Genomic DNA, 22,370 nt, shown 5'->3' with positions numbered 1-22,370 from the left:
ATCTGTATTGAGCTTTCGACGCAACCTGTTTCTTGGTTAGTGTGAACAAATGTATGAAAATATTGTTATTTTATATTGCGGCGACCGACAGGCACTTACCCGATCAGATCGACTAACTCTTTTTTCATTTCATCGTCGATGGCTCGATAGCGTGCGAATGCTTTGCTGCCCTCTTTGTGGCCGCTCAATGCTCCGACGAGATTCGGGTCCTTGACTTTTTTGTAAATGTTGCCGATAAAAGTACGTCGGGCCATGTGGCTGCTGGCGACTTCGTACAGCGGCTTTTTTGTTTCATTGCCGGTCAACGGGTCCAATATGGTTACGACTCGATCTATCCCCGCCAGTTTGAACGCCCGTTTGATAGCATCGTTGTATTTCTGTTCCGAAATGAACGGTAACAATCCTTGTCCCGTATAATCATGGTATTTGTTCAGAATGGCTCTCGCCTTGTCGTTCAGCGGAACACGTACCGTTACGGGATTGCCCTCTTTAGTCTTGCGCGGGATGTACTCGATCACTCCATCGATGACGCTCTCCCGCGTCATGCAATAAAGGTCTCCGATACGGCATCCGATCAGGCTTTGGAATACGAAAATATCCCGCTGTATCTCCACCTGCGGGTAGGAAGACAGGTCTTTTTCATAAAGTCTGTCTCGTTCTTCGAGCGTAATATATATCGGTGTGCCATAAGTGCACTCCTCCAATTTGAAATCATCGAAGGGTCGATTTTTAGTCTTTTTGTTATCGTAGCACCAATTGAAGAATGTGCGAATGCGTCCGAAGCAGTCGAGCAGAGTGTTTCTCCCGCGCGGTTTAGGGATACGCTTTTCGGGTATTTGCTCGTAGATGAAAGGATACAATTCGTAATATCGGTGCTCGTTCTCGAAAAAATCCCACATATCCCGAAGCGTATCGGATGTGATTTGGTCGATCTCCAGCGAAAAGTTCTTTTGTCCCCGCCTCGTTTCCCGAACGTAAAGTTCATACCGCAGGATGGCTCGGCGAATAACGCGGAAATTCTTTTTTCGAACCTCCGAAACTTTGTGTTTCAACAAAAATTCGTCGAGCAGTTGATGGAAATCCGGTTTCGATTCTGCGGCGATCTGCTCAGGCGTTTTGTAGCGTTCGGGATGATGATAACGGTCGATAGTCTCCTGTAACCATTCGGCGTTCGCTTCCGTCGTATACTCCTGCGTTATAAGGGAGACGATGTTTTGAATATCAGTACGCAATTTTTGTTTTTCGTCGTCGGAAATCAGTGCGATGCGATCTTTGTAGCCTTGTTTTTCGGGACTCCAATGGTTGGGATTTATCGTCAACTCGCTGGCGGCTTTTATATCCTTGCCGTCTCCTCGCAGACGAAAGTAAATAGTTGCCCGTGTAGTGGTGTCGTTTTTGGCCACCGTCTTTCTTATAAATGCAGAAACTTTCATTTTTCAATATGATTTAGGCTCTGCTGCAAATATATAAATTGTTCCCAAATTGTTCCCAATCATCCCGAACTTATTTGAGTACCCTTAAACGGGATCGAACCCTGAATGTAACATAAATACCTGTAATTTAAATTATTATAAATAATTGTCGCGATGATTGAATTTAATGAGAGTTAAAAGCATTTACTATCTTCGACCCCGGCTCCGGTCCGATGCTGCGGTTATTCCATATCGTACTAGTGCTCGGCAATCGGGTTAAAATACTTAAGTTGCCGTTGTATAGTATTCAATTTCTACATCAAATCACAACAAATCGCCGAGAATCATTTTGCCTCCCGAAGTTGTATAGTATCCAATTTCTACATCAAATCACAACTCGCCGACAGACTTTGCAAATCGGTGCACAGTTGTATAGTATCCAATTTCTACATCAAATCACAACAAGCAATCGACATCATAATACCATACTCGCGTTGTATAGTATCCAATTTCTACATCAAATCACAACACTCTCCGTTCGACAAACGCGCAGGAATACGTTGTATAGTATCCAATTTCTACATCAAATCACAACAAGCATCTGCCTTATCGTAAATAAGCAACAGTTGTATAGTATCCAATTTCTACATCAAATCACAACCGATCTGCGGAAGCATCGCCGTCGCCCGGCGTTGTATAGTATCCAATTTCTACATCAAATCACAACGATAGATTTTCATGGCTTTGATTTTTAGTGTTGTATAGTATCCAATTTCTACATCAAATCACAACGTTGACCGTAGTAGTGTATTCTGTCCACGCGTTGTATAGTATCCAATTTCTACATCAAATCACAACATTGAAGGCCATATACTCTAACGGTTCCCCGTTGTATAGTATCCAATTTCTACATCAAATCACAACTGGAAATCATTCATCGTATCGATCCTCGTGTTGTATAGTATCCAATTTCTACATCAAATCACAACATCACTCCATTTTTCAATTTAGGACTGGGTGTTGTATAGTATCCAATTTCTACATCAAATCACAACCCACATCTTCTTTGCTTTTATCGGTCCATAGTTGTATAGTATCCAATTTCTACATCAAATCACAACTAAATCATAATGAGTCTACGGCTTTAAATGTTGTATAGTATCCAATTTCTACATCAAATCACAACGCCACGCCTGTTGGGCTCGATTTGTTGCTGCGTTGTATAGTATCCAATTTCTACATCAAATCACAACGATAGACTTTCATAACTAGTTTTTTTTGGGTTGTATAGTATCCAATTTCTACATCAAATCACAACTGTCCTGACGATAGGAAAAAACCTCATATCGTTGTATAGTATCCAATTTCTACATCAAATCACAACATCGTTCTTTCATTTACAAAATCTCCGTAGGTTGTATAGTATCCAATTTCTACATCAAATCACAACATTAAACGCCATGTATTCAAGCGGTTCACCGTTGTATAGTATCCAATTTCTACATCAAATCACAACCTCAGGTACTACACTTATTGATTATAAGGGTATTACATTCGTATGTACCGCGAAAAAAGCGATGTTCGGCGAACTGAGGAAGTCGATTCGATGCAGTTTTTCCGTTCTGCAAAACAAATATATCAAAAAAATTCCAGTTGTTGAGGTATTTCGGGACCGGCGCGTTCGACTTTGCCCCAGAAATTCAAAATTTCGCCGTATTGTTTGTCCGTTACGCTCAGGATGCTCGTCATTCCGGAAGGCGGCATCGATTTGCGGACCCGCCGGATATGGACCTCCATATTTTCCTTGGAGACGCAGTGCCGGACGTAGACCGAGTATTGCATCATCGCGAAGCCGTCCTTTTCCAATGCCTTGCGAAACTGGGCCGCGTGGCGCCGTTCGGTTTTGGTATGGGTCGGCAGGTCGAAAAATACGAATAGCCACATGATACGATAGGCGTTCAGGCGTAATTCAGACATCTTTTTTACTCCAGTAGAGGAAACGCGATCTTTTTCCGCATTCCCGTGAAACATTGCGCCAGCGATGCCGAGGTGAAGGTCAACCCCACGTCGAGAGGCCGCAATACCTTTTCGAATCGCGTATCGGCATACAGCAGGCTCAGCAGCTCGCCCTTGACCGCTTGCGTCAACTGCGTTTTATTCTCGAGATACAGCCGGCAGACCAGCTCGTCGACGTAAGGGCGATAGGGTTCCATAACGTCGTCGGCCAGCGGAAAGGCGTTGTAGCGGTTCCGGTGGAAAATGCCGAACGCAGGGAACAGACCCGAGCCCATCAGCGAGCGGGCTACGGCCGCGCGCAGGATCGTATAGCCGTAATTCAGCAGGTTGTTCGGCTCCGCGCCCTCGCGAATACGGACGAACTCCCTGCCGAAAAGCTCCGACCAGTATATTCTGGCGGCGGCTCCTTCGCGATTGTCCGCATCGCCGCTCTTGACGTTTCGGTAATAAGGCTTCAGTTTGTCTCCGTCCTTGCCCAGTTTGCGCAGCAGGGCGGCCTGATTGCGGATTTTCGCTTCGACGATCTGCTTCCACAGGTTCTTTTTCAGCGGCTCGCTCGCCTCGATCTGCGCCCGGTAGCTCTCGCCCTGCGTTCGGTTGGAGTCGAGATTCATCAGCATGGCGTTGGGCATCCGGTTGCCGTCGCAAAAGACGACGGCTACGTTGCGATCCGACAGGGCGTTCAGCAGCGGGAGCGTGACGGTCGTTTGCCGGTGCTCGAGCACGACGACGCCGATGTCCTCGATCGGAACGCTTTTCCGGAGATCGGGAGCCTCTTTCGTCGCGATAACCAACTGATTGTCTCGCAGACTCAGGCAGAAGGGCGTGGCGAAAAAAAGCGTGCGCTTGAGCATGGCTATTCGTGTTTGAATCGAACGGTTCCCGTAACGCTCAGCTCGAAGTCGAAGCCTTCGACATAAGCGTTGAGTTGGGTATGGTATAAGCTGATGAGGGGGCGGTATGCCTCTCCGGCTTTCCATGCTCCGCCTTTGGGCTTCAACTCCCCCGCAGGACGGGCTTCCCGATGGTGTCTGAAGGTGCATAAGCCGTAAGAGTTGTTGCCGGTGGTCATAGAACTGAATTTCGTCAGCTTGTACAGTCTTTTAGCCAACTCTTGTTGCGTGCAGTCGTACAGCTCCTCGGGCGTTTCTTCATAGAAAAGCACCATGGTTCCGGTTTTCAGAATGCACTTCAGCGGAAAGCCCTTCTCGTCCGATTGCGGGACGAGATCGGGTCGCGCCGCCTTGTCCGCGCTCGCCTTGAAATACTGCGCCGCTTCCAGCGTGCTGACGATTTCGAAGGTCCGCTTGAGCTTTCCTTGATTGTCTTTTCCTTCGTATATGGCCATACAATAGTTGCTGCCGTACGATACGTAAACCGGTCTTTTGTGCGGAAGGGCGGACAGGTCCCGGTGCTTCTTTCCGCCCAAGGGTTTGGGAGATATATTTTTGCCCACGAATATCCGCACCTTGCGGATCGGCACCCGCTTCTGCTCGTTCATCCAGATCGGATGGCTCTCCGTGTCCATGGCCGTCTTGAAACCGACCGCGTCGATCGCTTCCTTGACCTTTTGCCGCACTGCGTCGTCGACGATATTATCCACGTCGGACGGCTGAAGCTGCCCCAACGGTTTGCGCACGACGTATCTCACCTCTCCTTGACGCTCGATGGCTCCGTAAAAGGTCTGCTGATGCAAGGCTCCCCGGGCCGTATCGCCCTGCGCATAGAGCGTCTCGCCGTTCCTGCCGGTCCGTATCCTGCCCCGGATGCGCAGCCGCTTGCGACTCTGCTTGGGCATATTGTCGGGCGTATGATGCGCGACGAGAAGCCTGTCGGCGACGGCCTCGAGGTCTTCGGTAAAAGTCGGCCACGGCTTTTCGAAGCGGGGTTTCGCTCCTTCGCCCCGTCTGTAACGCTCTTCGTCGCCCGCGTACTGCGCCCAACGGTCGTATTCGTTGCGGCCGATGCAGGCGATGACGATCGCGTCGAGGCAGTGATGCGTATGGTTCACGCGCTCTTTCCGGGCATATTCCTCCTGCAATCCCCACATCCGGCGGAATTCGGCCGTGGTGGTGCCTTTGACCGTATAGATTCGCTCGAAGACCGTCTTCAGATAGAGTCGCGCGTACTTGCCGATGATGCCGATATCGACCCCCTGCCGGTTGCTGAACCCGTCGGGAACTTCCGTCATCGTGAAGCGCTCGTACTTGCCGCGCCAGTAGTCGAGTCGCATCTGCAGGACGTGGCGGCGCTGTATGGCTCCGTCCTTTTCCGATTTGGTCGTAGCGCTTTTGCTCTTGCGCCTCTGTATTTCGATCTGTTTTTGCAAGCTGGCGATTTCCTTCGGCCACCCGAGTTCGTCGATCCTTGCCATGACGTCGGCGTGATTCGGGAGTTCGGACGGAAGCTTGTCGCGCTTGAGTTCGCGGTTGAAGCGGTTCTCGCAGAGGGTCTTGTTCATTTGCGAGTTGTCGCCTCCCCTCGCTCGGGGGACGGTATGCTCGATATCGAAACGCGCGGAATCGCCCATGAAGTCGGACAGGCCGATCCGTTTGCCCGTGTAGGGGCAAATGTGGTTCTGCTCCTTCCACAGACGGTACTTCAGGATGTCGTCGTCGGTGGGTTCGATCTCCCGGCCCGATTCCGAGGCGTATTGCCGGCGGATTTCGTCGGCGTACGCTTTGCGTTCGGCCTCGCGGTCGCGCTGGTACAGCTCGATAGCCTTGCGGCGGTTGGCATCGTTGAGTCCTCGGGCGAACTCGATGTGAATCTTCGTTTCGCGATCGATTTTCCCGTCGCGCAGCAACCGGTTGACCAAGACCCTCAAGCGGAACAATGCCCGCATCGCCATCGGATTGCGTACTGCCGGCGTTCGGGGCGAGCCCAGTTGCAGGATGCCCTGCGCATCGGGCTGCGCCGTCTGATAGATTTCGATCATCGACGGATGATAGAGGCGCCCGAGGCGTTTTTCGTCGATGCCCCGGCAGTTGCGCAGATAGTCGCGGACGCATTGCTCCTTGGTCGTTCCCCTGTTCAGCGGATTCTGTCGGAAATCGGTTATCAGCGCGGCGATGTCGGCTTCGATAGCGTTTCGTTCCGATTCGTCGGAGTAGATGTCCGGAGGCAGCACCGCCTTGAGGTTGGCGACGAAAACCGCCTCGTCATAGCGATAACCTTCACGCAGGTAGGGCAGAATCTTGTTAATGGCATGGAGGCTCAGCGCGGCATAGTCCTGCGGCAGGCGGATGGCGGCGAAGCGTCCGGCCTCGTCGTCGGAGAGGCGCAGTTTCTGCTTTGCCCACGCGCTAAGCCGTTCTTCGTCGTCGAACGAGAAGAGCGCGTGCCATACGTCGCCGAGTATCTGTTCTCGGGTCTTGCCGGCCCCGAGCGTATACAGGTCGCATATTTTCGTCAGATAGTCGTCGCCGAACAGCGCAATGAGGGAAGCTGTGACCGGACATCCCGTGACGGTGGCTGTCCGCGCGAAGTTGAAGCGATAGGGCGCCTCGCCGCGGTCGCCTTGGCAGGCGTATCGGCCTTTGCCGGCGAGCTTCTTGGCGATCTCCTCGAAATCGAAGTGCGGTTTGGTTTTGCGCGTGAAAAGCGGCAGGATCGTTTCGGCTTCCTGTCGCGAGAGCGGACGAGGTTCCGGGTCGTCGGGCGTCGTGATCCGGATGTTGTTGACGAAGGAGAGCATCCGGAACTCTTCGAACCGCGGATGCGATGCCGGGCATCGGCTTTTGTCCTTTTCGAACGTGCATCGGCCGACCGATCCCTTCTGCGATTTCAGCGGCCGTTGGTAGAAAATGGCGCGGTGCAATGCCTTCCTCAGATCGTCGGCGAGCCGCTGTTTTTCGCAGATGGCCCGAAATTCGGCCAGATAGTGCTCGTTGCGAGAGGTGTATTTCGTACGGATTTTCTCTTTTCGGGCGTAAAGCCGGTAAAAGTATTCGCCCAGATAGGAGCATCCGGCCTTCTCCATGTCGGCCGTCAGGCCCTCGATGCTCTGCCGGACCTTACCGCTCTCGCTTTCGTCGCCGGCATCCTTGCGATTGCTCAGGAATCCGCGCCGCTGCGCCAGATGATATAAGGCCCGGCCGAGCGTGTAACGGTCCCTTTGCGTGTCGAGGTCGAGCGTTTCGGTCAGCGCCTTGTAGCGGTCGCGGTAGGGATTCTTGTCCGTGCGGTCGTCCGTTCGTTGCCAGCGGATGAATTCGTCCGTCAGCGGATAGATTTTCTTCTGTTTCCAATCTTTCAGTTGTTCGTCGGTCAGAGCAGGACAGAGGTCGTGGCGAACGAGCACACGGAGCAAATCGATCTTGCGCAATCGTCGCCGGGCATAATGACGGCGCAGGGCGCGGGCTGCGGTTCGGTCTTGCACGGCGGGCTTCTCGCTGTTCTTTTCGCGTGCCACGCCTTCCTGAAAGATGTCTACACCTTGGTCGAGCAAGGCATATTCCGTGTCGTTCCGCTCTACGAGAGCCCATCCGATCGAGGCGGTTCCCAAGTCCAATCCTAATATTTTTGTCATATCGGTGTCTGTTTGTAGTAAAATTAAATAAAATTTTGCAATCGCAAGATTTTTTTCGTATATTTGACACGTAAGAGTTCTACATCTTATCACAATAAGGCTATAGGCCGAAGGTTTTATACCTATGTCTCCGCGTACTCCGTGGAGACTTTTTTGTGATCGGGGTTTGGTTTCTTAAGAGCGGATTTAAGCGTGGCCGCCGGGCTGCGGATTGGATCGGACAGGGCCGGTCTTGTCCGGAACCGAACGAGATGAAGGAGGTCGGGAAGCCGAATCGGAGAGCACAAACGGAACGACAGAAATCAAAAAAAACGGCACGGTATCCCGTGCCGGAAGACGTTTTGAGCGATTTCGATGGAAATGTTCCGAGAGGAGGCTAATCTCTATCGTCGAAAAAGCCTTCGTTGCGGAAACTGTAACAGGGGCCGGACGTGACGATGATATGGTCGAGCAGCGCGATGTCGAACAGCGAGACGGCTTGCGCGACGCGCTCGGTCACCGTGCGGTCCTCCTCGCTCGGGAGTTCGCTGCCCGAGGGGTGATTGTGCACGAGGATCACGGCGTGGGCCAGCTTCTCGACGGCCCGCTTGACGATCAGCCGGTGGTCGACGACCGTGGCCGATACGCCGCCCTGACTGATGCGTACACGGTCGAGCACCCGGTTCGACGAGTTGAGATACAGGGCCCAGAATTCTTCGTAAGGCAGCTCGGCGATCAGCGGACGGAACATCTCGATTACGTCGCGGTCGGTCTGTACCTGATCGAGCGACCGGCTTTGCTCGGCTCTCAGTCTGCGGCCCAGTTCCAGCGCGGCGGACAGTACGGCGGCCCGGGCAATGCCCAGACTCTCGGCCGAGCGCAGTTCTGCCAGACTGCACCGGCCCATTCGCGCCAAACTGCCCTCGAAGCGGTCGAGCAGGCGCCCGGCCAGCTCGGTGGCCGGGCCGCCGGGACCGCTGCCGTGAAGCAGAATACTCAGTAGTTCGGTATCCGTCAATGCGGAGGCTCCCCGGGCAATGAGCTTTTCCCGGACCTGTTTGTCGGAAAGCGGGTGATCTTCCATGATGACCAGGTCTTTGATCGTGATGCCCTGCGGCGGGCATTTACTCTTCGATATGCTCCGCCGTGCCGTGCTCGCCCGTTTCGCGGAGCCGGATCAGAGCCGACAGAGCGGCTTTTTGCTCGGAGCTTTTCTTGCTGTGTCCCTCGCCGGTGCCGGTCGGCTGTCCGTCGATCGAGACGCTCGTGTGAAAGTGCGGGATTTTCTGTGTATAGAGCGGGCTCGGCACCGTGTCGAACGACAGGGCGCGCTTGTTCTTCTGGCTCCACTCGATCAGCCGGCTCTTGAAGTCGGTCTCCTGCTCGGTCATATCGACCAGATCGATATATCGATTCAACAGATGGTTTATTATCAATCTGTTGGTGAAATCGTACCCCTTGTCCAGATAGAGCGCTCCGACCATGGCTTCGAGCGCGTCGCCGTAGAGGTTTTTCTGCTGGGAACTGTAGTTGCCCTGCGTGATAATGTGCCGGTCGAGCCCGATACGGACGGCCAGCTTGTTCAGCGACGCTCGGCTGACGATGCGCGACCGCAGCTTCGTCAGAAAGCCCTCGTTCTGCTCGGGAAACTCGATGAACAGATAGTCCGAGACGATCGACTCGAGCACGGCGTCGCCCAGAAATTCGAGCCGCTCGTTGTTGATCGGCGTGCCGTCGTCCAGAAAAAGAGAAGCTGACCTGTGAATCAAGGCCAGCTTATAAAGCTCTATATTATTCGGGCAGACGCCGAAAATCCCGTCCAGTGCCTTGTAATACGCCTTGTCCCTGCTGTGATGCAGCTTCCAGTACAATCGTATCCGGTCGAGCACGTCCGTCAGATTTTTTTGAATACGACCGTCGAGTTATGCCCGCCGAAGCCGAACGTGTTGCTCAGCGCGTACTTCACATCGCGCTTCTGCGCCTTGTTCAGCGTCAGGTTGATCTTCGGGTCTATCTTCGGATCGAGGTTCTCGACGTTGATCGTCGGAGGCACGATCCCTTTCGTGATCGCCATGATGCAGGCAAGACCCTCGATCGCGCCTGCGGCGCCCAGCAGGTGTCCGGTCATCGACTTGGTCGAGCTGATGTTCATATCGTATACGTGGTCTCCGAACGAAGCGACGATGCCGGCCACTTCGGCCAAATCGCCGACCGGGGTCGACGTGCCGTGGGTGTTGACATAGTCGATGTCGTCGGGAGCGATGCCGGCGTCCTTGATCGCGTCGGTCATCGATTTCTTCGCTCCGACTCCTTCGGGATGGGGCGCGGTCAGGTGATAGGCGTCGGCGCTCATGCCGCCGCCGGCCACTTCGGCGTAAATTTTGGCTCCGCGGGCTACGGCATGCTCGTATTCCTCGAGCAGCAACGCTCCGGCGCCTTCCCCGATCACGAAGCCGTCACGGTCCGCATCGAACGGGCGCGAGGCCTTCTGCGGCTCGTCGTTTCGGGTCGAAAGAGCCTGCATGGAGTTGAATCCGCCCACTCCCGGAGGATTGATGGCGGCTTCGGAGCCTCCCGTCAGGATCATGTCCGCCTTGCCCCAGCGGATGTAGTTCAGCGAGTCGATCATCGCATGGTTCGACGACGAGCAGGCCGAAACGGTACAGAAGTTGGGACCCCGGAAGCCGTATTTCATCGAGATGTGCCCGGCAGCCAGGTCGGCGATCATCTTCGGAATGAAGAAAGGGCTATATCGAGGGATAAAGCCGCCCTCAACATAGCTCTTTACCTCTTGGTAGAACGTTTCCAGTCCACCTATTCCGGAGCCCCAGATCACTCCGACCATATCGCGGTCGATCTTCTCCAGATCGACGCCCGAGTCCTTGACGGCCTGTTCGGCAGCGACGAGCGCATACTGAGAGTACAGGTCGTACTTGCGCAACTCCTTGCGGTCGAAGAAACTGGCGGCGTCGTAGCCTTTGAGCTCGCAGGCGAATTTCGTTTTGAAGTTGGAAGGGTCGAAATGAGTAATGGGTCCTGCTCCGCTCACACCTTTCTCAAGGTTGGAGAAATATTCCTCAATGCTGTTGCCTAAGGGGTTGATGGTGCCTATCCCCGTTACCACAACTCTTCTTTGTTTCATAGAACTTCGGTCAATTCGTTCGACAAACGCCTGTTTCAAAGGCCTGAAAAATTACTTCTTTTTCTCGCTGATGTAGTTGATTGCGTCGCCTACGGTGGTGATCTTCTCAGCGTCTTCGTCGGGAATCGAGATCTCGAATTCCTTCTCGAACTCCATGATCAGCTCCACGGTGTCGAGCGAGTCGGCCCCGAGGTCGTTGGTGAAGCTTGCGGCGGGAACCACTTCGGCAGCGTCAACGCCGAGCTTGTCGACGATGATGTCCACTACTTTTGATGAAACGTCTGACATAATACCAATAGTTTAAGTTTGACAATTGCGTTTATTCCGAAAAATAACTTCTATTTCAAAGCCAAATTTTTGCAAAAGTAATACTTTTTGGATTATTTTTGGTCATCCGAAGCGTTTTTTGCGCATTTAATCGGGTTTTGATTCTGTAAATCATTGTTTATGATAAAGATAGCCGTGTTCGCCTCCGGTTCGGGGACGAATGCCGAGAATGTGGCCTCTTATTTCGCGGCAGGAGAGAAGGCCCGCGTGACGCTGATCCTGTCGAACCGTCCCGACGCGCCGGTGCTCGAACGGGCGCGCAGGCTCGGCATCGGGACGGAAATTTTCGACCGCGATACCTTTTATAATAGCGATCGGGTCGTCGAGAGATTGCGGCGCGAGGGGATCGGCTACATCGTGTTGGCCGGATTCTTGTGGCTCGTGCCGGACAATCTGCTCGGGGCTTACGGAGGCCGGATTCTGAACGTGCATCCTTCCCTGTTGCCCCGGCACGGGGGCAAGGGCATGTACGGCGACCGGGTGCACCGGGCCGTCGTCGAATCGGGCGATCGGGAGACGGGCATCACGATCCACCGGGTCAACGAACATTACGACAGCGGCGACATCGTGGCCCGCTACCGCACGGAGGTCGAGCCGGGCGATACGCCCGAGCGGGTGGCCGAGAAGGTGCACGCTCTGGAGTACCGCTATTATCCTCTCGTGATCGAAGCGGAAATAGACAAACTAAACGTATGCGATATGAAGAGAAAACCATCGATGCGCCTGTTGCTGATCAGCAATTCGACCAATGCCGGCGAGGCTTATCTCGAGTACCCCAAGCGGCAGATCGCCGATTTCCTCGGCGGTGTCCGGCAGGTCGCTTTCGTGCCTTATGCGGCCGTGACGTTTTCCTATGACGATTACCTGACCAAAGTGCAGGCCCGTTTTTCGGAACTCGGCATCGATGTGCGTTCGGTGCATCGCGAGAGCGATCCGGCCCGCATGCTGTCGCAGGCGGAGGCGATCGTCGTCGGAGGAGGAAACACTTTCGCGCTTGTGAAGGCGATGCAGGAGCAGGGCTTGCTGAGGGTGATCCGCGAGAGAGTGCCCGAAGGCGTTCCGTACGTCGGCTGGAGCGCCGGCAGCAATGTCGCCTGTCCGACGATCTGCACGACCAACGACATGCCGATCGTCGAGCCGGCTACGTTCACGGCGGCAGGGCTCGTTCCGTTCCAGATCAATCCGCACTATACCGACGCCCATCCCGACGGTCATGCCGGCGAGACGCGCGAACAGCGGCTGCTCGAGTATGTCGAAGCCAATCCGTGCATGACGGTCGCAGGGCTTCGCGAAGGATGTATCCTGCGTGTCGAGAACGGGCGGATCGAGCTGATAGGCGAACGTCCGATGCGGATCTTCCGCAAGGGGCAGGCGCCCTACGAGGTGCGGCCCGGCGACGATCTGAATTTCTTACTGGATTAGCCGTGCAGTCGCGCGAGGCGGGCCTGAGGGGCGAGCAGGCGGCGGCCGAATGGCTTATTGCCAACGGGTTCGAGCTGTTGCATCGAAATTGGCGCAGCGGGCGTTACGAACTCGACATCGTGGCTCTGCGCGAGGGCGTGCTCCATGTCGTCGAGGTCAAGTGCCGCCGGAGCGGCGCGCTCTCGCCGCCCGAGGAGGCGATGACGCCCCGCAAGTTCGCGGCGCTGATGCGGGCCGCCGAGCATTATGTCGCGCTCTACGGCTTCGATACGGATACGCAGTTCGATTTGGTGACGGTCGAGTATCGGCCGGACGGGGAATGCGACCTGCATTATTTTCCGAATGCGATGACACCGCGCTGGTGACGGACCGTGCGGAAAGAACGCTTGCCGCTCTTGCTTTCGAGCCCGACGGCTCCCGGTCGTTCGGCCGGCCTTTCGGTCGGGCGCGGATCCGGAACGCTTTCCGGCTCTCGGCGAAAATTCCGGGTCCGGAGGTCTTTTGTCTCCTGAGTGCGGGGGGCTTGCGGGTCGGCAATTTTCCGGACGCAACGTATCGAGATACGGTTGAATGGGGACGACGCGTGCCGGCATTTCGTTCCCTGCGGTCCGGAAGCCATTGCGAAGCGCGTTTCCCCGGATCGTTTGGCGGGACTGAAGGGAACGGGGCCAGCGATGACGAAGGCGTCGCGGATGCCCTGTTGCCACAGGAAGGACCGGATATGTCCCGCACGCCAGGCGGATCGGGTGCGCAAGCCGGTCTGTCTGCGTTCCGGAAACGTGCTGCGGATACGGTATAGAACTCCCGCATAGATGTCTTGCCGTATCCGGCTGTCGAATTTTCAACGCTTTCGTCCCGAAACGAAGTTCCTTTCGGCGAAGGGGTGCCGGGAAAGCGGATCGGACGCGCGGTCCGTAGCCGCAGTCCGCGACTGTGAGATTCCATGCGGGAGCTCTTGGCGTATCGATATGGTAATTATCTTGTTGTAGATTTCGCGATATGGAAAACGAAAAGAGAACGGTTCGCCTGATTTATCCCCAGTGGCAGGGCGGCGACATCGTCCGGTGGGTTCCCGAGATAAGGAATCCCGACGATGCGGCGAGAGGATATTTTCTGGGAGCGCAGCTGCTCGCCTTTCTGGCTCCGCACAGCAGCGTGCAAACGCTGACGGTTCCCGTCGCCGACGGCATTGCGGAGCGCCGGGTGACGGACGGAGTGCTCGACCGCGATGCGATCGTTGCCCAGACGAGGGCCGCCGTGAGCATGCTGCGTGCCGGCGATCCCGACCGGATCGTGACGTTCGGGGGCGACTGCTCCGTCAGCGCGGCTCCGTTCGCCTTTCTGGCCGGGAAGTACGGGGATGACGCGGCCGTGATCTGGATAGACGCTCATCCCGACATCACCTTGCCCGGCGACGCTTATTCCGGCTATCATGCGATGGCGCTCGCGGCCTGCATGGGTCTCGGCGATGCGAAGATACTCGCCGAACTACCTGCGCGCATCGACCCGTCGCGCGTGCTGCTGGTCGGTCTGCGCGATTGGGAGCGCGATGAAATCAGGGCGCGGCAGAGGGAGCTCGGCATCGCGCACCTCGCTCCGCAGGACGTGGCCGGCGACAGCCGCGCGGTCGTAGAGTGGCTGGAAGGTTGCGGGGCCTCGAAGGTGCTGATCCATTTCGATCTGGACGTGCTCGATCCGGCCGATCTCGTTGCGGCCGTGGGCGTCGTTCCGGACGGGATGACCGTCGATCAGGTCGTCCAGCTGATCGGCGACATCGCCCGGGCGCGGGAGGTGGTCGGTCTGACGGTAGCCGAGCCGATGCCCCGGACGGCCGTTCGGATCAGGGATATGTTGAAACGCTTGCCCTCGTTGGAGTAACCGGAAGTTCCCGTGTCCAGGTGCGGAGAAACGGCGCCGGAAGGGTGCCGCAGCCCGCTTCCGGCGCAAGGGAGGTTTCTTGGGTAACGGGAAAATCCGGAGCTCGTCGGGCGGTCCGTTACTTCTCTTCGGCCGGTCCGGTATCGTGGTGTTTGAGTACCCGCGCTTCCAGATAGAACACGATGTCCTCGGCGATGTTGCTGCACCGGTCGCCGATACGTTCGATGCGGCGGATCGCGGAATGCAGGTGCAGACAGTCCGCGATCGCGTCGGGATGCGCGCTCATGTGCTCGGCCAGCACGGCGATCGCGTCGGCGTTGATCCGGTCGACCAGATTGTCTTTGGCGAAGACCTTGCCCGCCATCGCGCTGTCCTCGTTGGCCAGGGCCGCCTTGCACAGGCTCAGCATGCACAGCGTCTCTTGGAACATCCGTTTGAGTTCGAGCCGTTCGATCAGCTCCGGCGTGATCTTGTCGTTGAGGTTTTCGACGACGAAGACGGCGATGCCGTCGGCGAAGTCGCCTATGCGCTCCAGGTTGTTGTTGATCTTGACGATCGACAGCATCATGCGCAGGTCGACGGCTACCGGCGTCAGCAGCGCGAAAAAATTCTCGCACTCGCGGTCGACCGTCAGCTCGTAGGCATCGACCATTTTTTCGCGGCTGCGCACTTCGAGCGCCAGTTCGCGGTTCCGCTCGAGCAGGGCGGCTGAGACTTTTTCGACCTGCCCCTGCACGAGAAGCCACATCTCGGCCAGGCTTTTTTTGACGCGCTTGATCGATTCTTCGGTATGTCGCATGGATTTTCGGTATTTGGTGTTTTTGCTTCAATCGGCGGTTTACGGAGCGTCCCGTTCGGACGGGAAAGCCTCTCGCCGCGGGTGTCCGATCCGGCGAAGGACGGCTTTGCGTCCGGTCCTGCGGTTGTCGTTTTTTCTCTCTCCGCAGTCGTTCGGGAGCGGTCTCTTTCAGGCGCTTGCGGCGCAAAGGTACCGAATCAGCTGAACCGGCCGGTCACGTAGTTCTGCGTGGCCTCTTTCGAGGGGTTCAGAAACATCTGCCGGGTCTGATCGTACTCGACGAGCTCGCCCATGTAGAAGAATGCGGTACGGTCGCTGACGCGCGCCGCCTGCTGCATGTTGTGCGTGACGATGACGATCGTGTACTCCTTTTTCAGTTCGTAGATCAGGTCCTCGATTTTCGATGTCGAGATCGGGTCGAGCGCCGAGGCCGGCTCGTCCATCAGCAGGATCGACGGCCGCACGGCCAGCGCCCGCGCGATGCAGAGGCGCTGCTGTTGCCCGCCCGACAGCTCGAAGGCCGATTTCTTCAGTTTGTCTTTCACCTCGTCCCACAGCGCGGCTCCCTTGAGCGAGCTCTCGACGCGCTCGTCGATCAGCCGGCGGTCGCGGACGCCGTTCACGCGCAGTCCGTATGCGACGTTCTCATAGATCGTCTTCGGAAACGGATTCGGTTTCTGGAAAACCATGCCTACTTTTTTGCGCAGCTCGACGACCTCGACGTCCCGGCCGTAGATGTCCTCGCCGTCGATCCGGATCTCGCCGTTGAGGCGCGTTTCCTCGATCAGGTCGTTCATCCGGTTCAGCAATCGCAGGAAAGTCGACTTGCCGCAGCCCGAGGGGCCGATAAAGGCCGTGACCGTGTTGCGCTCGATGCCGAGCGTGATGTTCTTCAGCGCGTGGAAGCTGCCGTAATAGAAGTTGACGTCTTTCGCACTTATGTTGATCATGACGATAGGGTTTCGTTAGTTCGTTTTCACTTTGCGGCCGAAATAGCGTCTCAGTCCGTTTGCCAGCAGATTGATCAGCAATACGATCGCGATCAGCACGAGAGCCGTTCCGTAAGCCATCGGACGGGAGGCTTCCAGATCCGTTCCGCTCGTTGCGATCACGTACAGGTGATAAGGCAGGGCCATGACCTGATCGAAAATACTGTCGGGCAGTTTCGGCAGGAAATAGGCGGCGGCCGTGAACAGAATGGGCGCCGTCTCGCCCGACACGCGGCCGATCGAGAGGATCAGCCCGGTGACGATGTTCGGGAAAGCCATCGGCAGCAGTACGCGCCAGACGGTCTGCAATTTGGTCGCGCCGAGCGCGTAGCTGCCGTTGCGCAGCGAGTTGTCGATCGAGCGTATCGCCTCCTCGGTCGTCCGGATCACGATCGGCAGCACGAGCAGGGCGAGGGTCAGCGAGCCGGCGATGATCGAGTCGCCGAACCCGAGCGTACGGACGAAAAGCGCCATGCCGAACAGGCCGAACACGATCGACGGCACGCCGCTCAGGTTGCTCGTCATGACGCGGATCACTCTGACGAGCCAGTTGTCGCGGGCGTATTCGCTGACATAGATGCCCGACATCACGCCGAGCGGAAACGCGACGGCGATGCTGCCCGCCACCAGGCAGAGCGTGCCGACGATAGCCGGCAGGATGCCTCCCTCGGTCATCCCGTTTTCGGGCATCGAGGTGAGAAATTCCCAACTGACGACGCCGGCTCCTTTGACGATGATGAAACCCAGAATCCATACCAGTATGGCCACGACCAGCAGGCTCGTCAGTCGGAACAGCCCGAAAGCGAGTCGTTGCGAGCGCTTCTTGCGTTTCGATATTTTCGAGGACGTTATCATGTTGTCCGTTCGTTATTGTTTTTTCGTTTCTCTCGCGCGCCGGCGGGGAATCTTTCTCCGGGCGTCGGCGCGGTTTCCTTGTTTACATCGTCTTGGGCCGTCGGGCCGAAATCATCTCGACCGCGATGCTCAGCAGCAGCGTGAGCAGGAACAGGATGCAGCCCAGCATGAACAGCGCCTCGTAGTGGGCGCCTCCGGCCGGAGCCTCCCCCAGCTCGGCGGCGATCGTCGCGGGAATCGTCCGCACGGGCTCGAGCAGCGAGTGCGGCACGACGGCGGCGTTGCCGGTTACCATCAGCACGGCCATCGTTTCGCCGACCGCGCGGCCGATGCCGAGCACGGCCGCCGCGGCGATGCCCGAGGCCGAGTACGGCAACACGACCCGGCGGATCGTCTGCCAATGCGTCGCGCCGAGCGCCAGACTCGATTCGCGCATGGCTCGGGGAGTCGTGCGGATCGTATCCTCGGCGACGGTGATGATCGTCGGCAGCGCCATGATCGCCAGAATCAGGCTGCCGGCGAGTGCCGTCTCGCCGACCGGCAGGTCGAAGACGTCGCGTACCAGCGGCACGACCGCGACGAGCCCGAAGAATCCGTAGACGACCGACGGAATGCCGGCCAGCAGCTCGATCACGGGTTTCAGCATCCGGCGCAGCCGCGAGTCGGCCAGCTCGGCCATGTAGATGGCGACGGAAAGCCCCAGCGGCAATGCGATCAGGATGGCCGCCAGACTGACCCACAGCGTGCCGGCCAGCAGCGGAATCAGGCCGTACTGCGGGGCCGGCGCGGCGGTCGGATACCACTGCCGCCCGGCGAAGAAGCTCGCCGGCGTGATCCGTCCCTCGCCGAGAACCTTGCCGGCGAAGTCGGGGGCGACGTACTGTTCGGGCAGATAGGCGATCATGTTCGGATGATCGGCCACGATCCGGCTCAGACATTGCGGCGCGCGGCTCAGGTCGGCTCCGAGCTCCTGCTCGGTCGCGTAGCTCGTGATGTCGTCGAGCCGGAAGACCAGAATCGAGTCGTCGGGACCTCCTACCTCGCTCCAGTTCGTCAGGTCGGCGTCGAATATCTGCATGATCTGTTCCGGAGTCAGGCTCTGCACCGGGTTCGCCCGGTTGACGGCCAGCACGTAGCCTTGCTCGACGGCCGGCGAGTCGAACAGACCGGCTCCCTCGCGGAACAGGAAGACGACGATCAGTACGATCACGATACTGGTCAGGTAGCCGCTCGCCATCAGGATTTTCTCGGCGACGGCCTCCGCTATTTTTCTCGGTTTCAGTTTCACGGTTTTCGGTGATTGGGTCGCGCTCGGACGGGCTTTAACGGATCGGAATGAAACCGATGGACGCCACCATAGCCTGTCCCTCGTCCGAAGTCAGGTAGTCGACCAGCGGCCGGACGGCGGCCTCGTTCGATTTCGTATAATAGAAGTAGAGCGGCCGGACGATCGGGTAGCTTTTCGACCGGGCATTGTCGAACGTCGGGTCGACGTAGCTCCCGCCTCCGTCGTAAGAAACGGCGAGCGCCTTGACCTCCGGGTTGAGATAGGCCAGTCCGACGTAACCGATCGCTCCGGGCGTCTGACTGACGGACTGGATGATCGCGCCCGTGGCCGGCATGCTCAGTACGGCAGGCATGTAGTTGCGGTGTTTGAGCACGCTCTCCTTGAAGAATTCGTAAGTTCCCGAACTCGTTTCGCGCGAGTAGACGACGATCTGGCGGTCTTCGCCTCCCACTTGCTTCCAGTTCGTGATCTTGCCGCGGAAAATCCCTTCGAGCTGTTCCCGGGTCAGTCGGGAGACCGGGTTCGAGGGGTGGACGATGACGGCCAGCGCGTCGAACGCGACGGTCAGTTCCTCGACCGGACGGCCCGCCTGCTGCATCCGGACCCGTTCGTCGAACTTGATCCGACGCGAGGCCATCGCGATGTCGGTCGTGCCTTCGCGGAGCGACGACAGGCCGACTCCGCTGCCTCCGCCCGTGACGGTGACATGGGCCGAGGGATTTTTCTCCGAATAGTTTTCGGCGGCTTTCTGGGCCAGCGGCAGCAGCGTGTCGCTTCCCTTGAGTTTCTGGGCGCAGGCGGCGGCCGTCAGGCCGAGCGCCGCGAGCAGAAGGGCGATCTTTTTCAAAGGCATTCTCATCGGTTTGCCGCAAAGGTAGTCCGGGAGAATGAACGCAACTTTAAGAGACGGTTAAGATAGAGTTGCTTTTGGGTTAAGAAAAGGTTAAGCCTCGTCGCCGGACCGGCGACGGGAAAGTGCGGCGCGAACCTGCCGGCACGGAAACGAGCCGTCTTTTCTCATGCCCGCGCGGATGTGCGGAAGCATGCACGGAGAGGCTCGTAGCCGGCCTTACGGACGTTTCGTTATGTTCAGGAAGCGTTTTGTCAGGAATCTGCGGACCGGTTCGTCGTACAGTTTCAGGCACAGGTAGGCCAGTATGACCGAGCCGACGACGAGGGCCGCGGCTCCGGGCAGCGACTGGGCGAACGTGAGGTTCTCGTTCTTGACCCATGCGTAGTACAGGTATATGAAAGGATAGTGTACCATGTACAGGGGGTACGATATGTCGCCCAAGAACTTGCATATCCGCGTCGTCGCCTTGTCCGTCGTCTTGCCCGAGGCTCCGAGATAAACGATCAGCGGGAAGACCGCGATGGCGCAGGCGGCGTCGTACAGCCCGTTCATCCACAGGTGCTCGCTGCCGCCGATCCGGGGCACGGCCGATACCGCGACGACTCCCAGAGCGCCTATCCAGAAAGCTCCCCTGACACGGACGGGCTTGAATACGCGCGACATCAGCAGCCCGGCCGAGAACGAGAACAGCAGGCGCAAGGAGCCGCCGACTATGTTCTCTTCCGTCAGGGCGAAGCCGACGCAGATGTCGCCGAGCGGTCCCCATACGGCGAACGCGGTCAGGCCGCAGCCTGCGAGCAGGACCAGCGCGGCCAGAGCCCGAGTGGGAAGTCTGCGGAGGAAAAGCGCGTAGAGAATGTTGCCTATGTATTCGAAGAACAGCGACCAGCTCGGGCCGTTGAGCGGATACATCTCGCCGACTCCCCGGATTTCGGAACCGGGGGTCGCGGGGATGAGCAGGGCGTTCATCAGCGTGGCTACGAGCAGCATGGTCACGGAGATTTTCGAGACATCCCAGACCGGGCAGCCCTGAAAGTAGAACATGACGGCTCCGATCAGGGCTCCGATCACGACCATGGGCTGCAGGCGGATCAGTCTGCGCTTGAAGAAGTCGCCGACGGTCATCTTTTTCCACCGGTCGTCGTAGGCGTAGCCGACGACGAAGCCGGAGAGAATGAAGAAGAAATCGACGGCCAGGTATCCGTGATTGATTTTCTGGTCCAGATGACTGGTGGCGTAGGCTTCGAACAGATGGAAGCAGACGACCGTCAGGGCTGCCACTCCGCGCAATCCGTCCAGTAGGTCGTAATGCGGCTTGGTGTCGGCGAAAGCGGCGGCGGGAATTTCCGTTTGCGGCATGGGTTTCGGGAAGTTAGGGTTCGTAGTTTCGTTCTTGGCGTTATGCGAGCATGCGGGCAGCTCGACGATGCTCCCGGATGTTCGGCATAAGCGCTTTACGGTTCGGAAGCCGGCGTTCCGGCAGACCGTACCGGTCGTAAAAATAAGTTTTTTTTTTGTTATCGGCGCATATCCGCCGTCTCTTATATCGTGCGAATCCGGCCTTTCGGATTGCCGGATGCGCGCAAAGGTCCTGAGAACTGCCGCTTGAAGATTCTGAGTGCGACCGGAAACGCTGCCGCTTTCCCCGCGTTCCGGCTGTCCGGAAGAAAAAGCGTGCCGCTCTGCAAAAAAAATGACTATATTGCGTATGAGCCGGAGGCGTTTCTCTCTGATTTTTCGGACCGGTCCGCGTCTGCGAACGGAGAGGCGTCTGCGGCGGCCGTTCGGACTAAGCCGGAGCTTTCGGGACTACGCGAGGCGGAAACGGCGGCCTGCGTTCATAGTGCATGACCGTCCGCGGCCGGGGGCGATTCCGGAGTCGGCGTCTTTCGGGGCCGGGCAGTAGCCGGTCCGAGGGATAAAGTCGATAAGACGGGATGGCGGGGACCGTGTCCGGAGGAAGCGATAGACGGGCCCGTAGTCGTCCGCTCCGAAAGGACGAGACTCGAATATCGTTGCGTTTCGGGAAAGGGCTTCGAGCAGGGCGCTCCGCGGAGCGTGTGTCCGGGCGCGGTTTTTCGCGCCGGATGCTCCTGCGGGCGTTCGACAGTACTGCCGGAGCCGTATCGCGCGAGTTTTTGGAAATCGTCGGGAAAATAGGTAATTTCACCCGTCGTTTGACAGCAACGGAAAACAAACATAATGCGAACGCTATGTATTCCATATTGACCGAGTGCCCGCTGTTCAGAGGGTTGACGGAAGATCAGATCCATGAAGTTATCGACGGCCGCGGGGACTACACGCTGGCCGATTACCGCGACGGCGAGCTGATAGCCCGCCGGGATACGGCCTATTCGGGCCTGATGATTATCGTGCGGGGGAAGGTGCACGGCGAGATGCCCGCCGCGTCGGGGCGTCCCGTGACGATCGAGCCGCTCGAGGCTCCGCAGCTGATTGCGCCGGCTTTCCTGTTCGGCGGCTACAACAAACTGCCGATCGACGTGGTGGCCGACGGCGACGCGACGATCATGACGCTGCATCGGGGTTACCTGTTCGAGCTGATGCAGAGCAACGTGCTGATTATGTCGAACTTCATCGACATCATCTCGAACCGGGCCAACGTCTGGTCGAAAAAAATCTATTTCCTGTCGTTCCGCTCGCTGAAGGAGAAGGCGGCCGGCTATTTGCTCGGGCATTCGACCGAAGCTTCCCCCTCGGTCGAGATGCCCGACATCCGCGAGATAGCGCAGTATTTCGACGCGACGCGCAGCGCCGTGCAGACCGTGCTCGCCGAATTGGAGAAAAAGCGTCTGGTCGCCCTTTCCGGCGACCGGATCACGGTACTGAACCGCAAGGGGCTCGAGGATATTCTGAAATAA

At 57.3% G+C, this 22,370-nt stretch carries 18 protein-coding genes, 1 pseudogene and 1 CRISPR repeat array; of the genes and pseudogenes, 5 read left to right on the top strand and 14 right to left on the bottom strand.

Annotation, left to right across the window (positions count from 1 at the left end):
* Positions 1–95: 95 nt before the first annotated feature.
* The 8 genes from NQ491_RS07620 to NQ491_RS07585 all read right to left on the bottom strand — a co-directional run bounded on the left by NQ491_RS07620 (position 96) and on the right by NQ491_RS07585 (position 11,368).
* Entirely contained in the window at positions 96–1,433 is a 1,338-nt protein-coding gene (locus tag NQ491_RS07620) for a site-specific integrase (RefSeq protein WP_019246781.1), read from the bottom strand.
* A 274-nt stretch (positions 1,434–1,707) separates the two neighbouring features.
* Positions 1,708–2,928: direct repeats of the CRISPR family, unit length 36 nt; unit sequence GTTGTATAGTATCCAATTTCTACATCAAATCACAAC.
* Between the two features lie 122 nt (positions 2,929–3,050).
* Entirely contained in the window at positions 3,051–3,389 is a 339-nt protein-coding gene (cas2, locus tag NQ491_RS07615) for a CRISPR-associated endonuclease Cas2 (RefSeq protein ID WP_026089793.1), read from the bottom strand.
* A gap of 5 nt (positions 3,390–3,394) precedes the next feature.
* Positions 3,395–4,282, bottom strand: a complete 888-nt coding sequence (gene cas1, locus NQ491_RS07610; protein ID WP_019246783.1) for a type II CRISPR-associated endonuclease Cas1 — start codon at positions 4,280–4,282, stop codon at positions 3,395–3,397.
* A 2-nt stretch (positions 4,283–4,284) separates the two neighbouring features.
* Positions 4,285–7,959 (bottom strand): type II CRISPR RNA-guided endonuclease Cas9, encoded by a 3,675-nt coding sequence (gene cas9 / locus NQ491_RS07605; RefSeq protein ID WP_034283368.1) that lies wholly within the window; start codon positions 7,957–7,959, stop codon positions 4,285–4,287.
* Between the two features lie 376 nt (positions 7,960–8,335).
* Entirely contained in the window at positions 8,336–9,022 is a 687-nt protein-coding gene (gene radC, locus NQ491_RS07600; RefSeq protein ID WP_019246785.1) for a RadC family protein, read from the bottom strand.
* A 40-nt stretch (positions 9,023–9,062) separates the two neighbouring features.
* The gene (gene rnc, locus NQ491_RS07595; RefSeq protein ID WP_232423215.1) at positions 9,063–9,827 is read right to left on the bottom strand and encodes a ribonuclease III; all 765 of its coding nucleotides are present in this window, start codon (positions 9,825–9,827) and stop codon (positions 9,063–9,065) included.
* 5 nt (positions 9,828–9,832) lie between these two features.
* Positions 9,833–11,080 carry a beta-ketoacyl-ACP synthase II gene (gene fabF, locus NQ491_RS07590; RefSeq protein WP_026089794.1) on the bottom strand — a complete coding sequence of 416 codons (1,248 nt, stop codon included), beginning with the start codon at positions 11,078–11,080 and terminating at the stop codon, positions 9,833–9,835.
* 51 nt (positions 11,081–11,131) lie between these two features.
* Positions 11,132–11,368, bottom strand: a complete 237-nt coding sequence (locus NQ491_RS07585) for an acyl carrier protein (protein WP_026089795.1) — start codon at positions 11,366–11,368, stop codon at positions 11,132–11,134.
* A 159-nt stretch (positions 11,369–11,527) separates the two neighbouring features.
* Between NQ491_RS07585 and purN the strand changes: the two are divergent.
* From purN to NQ491_RS07565, 4 genes and pseudogenes are all read left to right on the top strand, one after another.
* Positions 11,528–12,013: pseudogene (gene purN, locus NQ491_RS07580) on the top strand (phosphoribosylglycinamide formyltransferase); the annotation flags it as partial.
* A gap of 111 nt (positions 12,014–12,124) precedes the next feature.
* A complete protein-coding gene (gene pepE, locus NQ491_RS07575) occupies positions 12,125–12,829 on the top strand; it encodes a dipeptidase PepE (RefSeq protein WP_026089796.1) in 705 nt (234 codons plus the stop codon).
* 2 nt (positions 12,830–12,831) lie between these two features.
* A complete protein-coding gene (locus tag NQ491_RS07570; RefSeq protein WP_019246790.1) occupies positions 12,832–13,194 on the top strand; it encodes a YraN family protein in 363 nt (120 codons plus the stop codon).
* 634 nt (positions 13,195–13,828) lie between these two features.
* On the top strand, positions 13,829–14,707 hold the full coding sequence (locus NQ491_RS07565) for an arginase family protein (protein WP_019246792.1): 879 nt from the start codon (positions 13,829–13,831) through the stop codon (positions 14,705–14,707).
* A gap of 118 nt (positions 14,708–14,825) precedes the next feature.
* Here the strand turns inward: NQ491_RS07565 and phoU are convergent, their stop codons facing one another.
* From phoU to NQ491_RS07535, 6 genes are all read right to left on the bottom strand, one after another.
* Complete coding sequence (gene phoU / locus NQ491_RS07560; RefSeq protein ID WP_019246793.1) at positions 14,826–15,506, bottom strand: phosphate signaling complex protein PhoU; 681 nt, start codon at positions 15,504–15,506, stop codon at positions 14,826–14,828.
* A 197-nt stretch (positions 15,507–15,703) separates the two neighbouring features.
* A complete protein-coding gene (pstB, locus tag NQ491_RS07555) occupies positions 15,704–16,456 on the bottom strand; it encodes a phosphate ABC transporter ATP-binding protein PstB (protein WP_019246794.1) in 753 nt (250 codons plus the stop codon).
* A gap of 15 nt (positions 16,457–16,471) precedes the next feature.
* Positions 16,472–17,350: a phosphate ABC transporter permease PstA gene (gene pstA, locus NQ491_RS07550; protein WP_019246795.1), complete on the bottom strand. Its 879-nt coding sequence runs from the start codon at positions 17,348–17,350 to the stop codon at positions 16,472–16,474.
* Positions 17,351–17,432: 82 nt separating this feature from the next.
* On the bottom strand, positions 17,433–18,587 hold the full coding sequence (gene pstC / locus NQ491_RS07545; protein ID WP_051013007.1) for a phosphate ABC transporter permease subunit PstC: 1,155 nt from the start codon (positions 18,585–18,587) through the stop codon (positions 17,433–17,435).
* 85 nt (positions 18,588–18,672) lie between these two features.
* Positions 18,673–19,491 (bottom strand): PstS family phosphate ABC transporter substrate-binding protein, encoded by an 819-nt coding sequence (locus tag NQ491_RS07540; protein WP_019246797.1) that lies wholly within the window; start codon positions 19,489–19,491, stop codon positions 18,673–18,675.
* A gap of 216 nt (positions 19,492–19,707) precedes the next feature.
* Positions 19,708–20,850: an acyltransferase family protein gene (locus NQ491_RS07535; protein WP_019246798.1), complete on the bottom strand. Its 1,143-nt coding sequence runs from the start codon at positions 20,848–20,850 to the stop codon at positions 19,708–19,710.
* 854 nt (positions 20,851–21,704) lie between these two features.
* Between NQ491_RS07535 and NQ491_RS07530 the strand changes: the two genes are divergently transcribed.
* Positions 21,705–22,370: a Crp/Fnr family transcriptional regulator gene (locus tag NQ491_RS07530; RefSeq protein ID WP_147524768.1), complete on the top strand. Its 666-nt coding sequence runs from the start codon at positions 21,705–21,707 to the stop codon at positions 22,368–22,370.

This window comes from Alistipes ihumii AP11 (assembly GCF_025144665.1).
In the GTDB taxonomy this organism is placed as follows: Bacteria; Bacteroidota; Bacteroidia; order Bacteroidales; family Rikenellaceae; genus Alistipes_A; species Alistipes_A ihumii.
The sequence above is the reverse complement of the archived record's forward strand: the minus strand, read 5'-3'. Positions and strand labels throughout refer to the sequence as shown.

Coding starts and splice junctions, on each gene's coding strand:
- fabF (WP_026089794.1), bottom strand. CDS start 11,080: ATGAAACAAAGAAGAGTTGTGGTAACGGGGATAGGCACCATCAACCCC.
- cas1 (WP_019246783.1), bottom strand. CDS start 4,282: ATGCTCAAGCGCACGCTTTTTTTCGCCACGCCCTTCTGCCTGAGTCTG.
- phoU (WP_019246793.1), bottom strand. CDS start 15,506: ATGCGACATACCGAAGAATCGATCAAGCGCGTCAAAAAAAGCCTGGCC.
- pstC (WP_051013007.1), bottom strand. CDS start 18,587: ATGGCGAGCGGCTACCTGACCAGTATCGTGATCGTACTGATCGTCGTC.
- NQ491_RS07530 (WP_147524768.1), top strand. CDS start 21,705: ATGTATTCCATATTGACCGAGTGCCCGCTGTTCAGAGGGTTGACGGAA.
- radC (WP_019246785.1), bottom strand. CDS start 9,022: ATGGAAGATCACCCGCTTTCCGACAAACAGGTCCGGGAAAAGCTCATT.
- NQ491_RS07565 (WP_019246792.1), top strand. CDS start 13,829: ATGGAAAACGAAAAGAGAACGGTTCGCCTGATTTATCCCCAGTGGCAG.
- cas9 (WP_034283368.1), bottom strand. CDS start 7,959: ATGACAAAAATATTAGGATTGGACTTGGGAACCGCCTCGATCGGATGG.
- NQ491_RS07585 (WP_026089795.1), bottom strand. CDS start 11,368: ATGTCAGACGTTTCATCAAAAGTAGTGGACATCATCGTCGACAAGCTC.
- cas2 (WP_026089793.1), bottom strand. CDS start 3,389: ATGTCTGAATTACGCCTGAACGCCTATCGTATCATGTGGCTATTCGTA.
- pepE (WP_026089796.1), top strand. CDS start 12,125: ATGCGCCTGTTGCTGATCAGCAATTCGACCAATGCCGGCGAGGCTTAT.
- NQ491_RS07620 (WP_019246781.1), bottom strand. CDS start 1,433: ATGAAAGTTTCTGCATTTATAAGAAAGACGGTGGCCAAAAACGACACC.
- pstB (WP_019246794.1), bottom strand. CDS start 16,456: ATGATCAACATAAGTGCGAAAGACGTCAACTTCTATTACGGCAGCTTC.
- pstA (WP_019246795.1), bottom strand. CDS start 17,350: ATGATAACGTCCTCGAAAATATCGAAACGCAAGAAGCGCTCGCAACGA.
- NQ491_RS07540 (WP_019246797.1), bottom strand. CDS start 19,491: ATGCCTTTGAAAAAGATCGCCCTTCTGCTCGCGGCGCTCGGCCTGACG.
- NQ491_RS07535 (WP_019246798.1), bottom strand. CDS start 20,850: ATGCCGCAAACGGAAATTCCCGCCGCCGCTTTCGCCGACACCAAGCCG.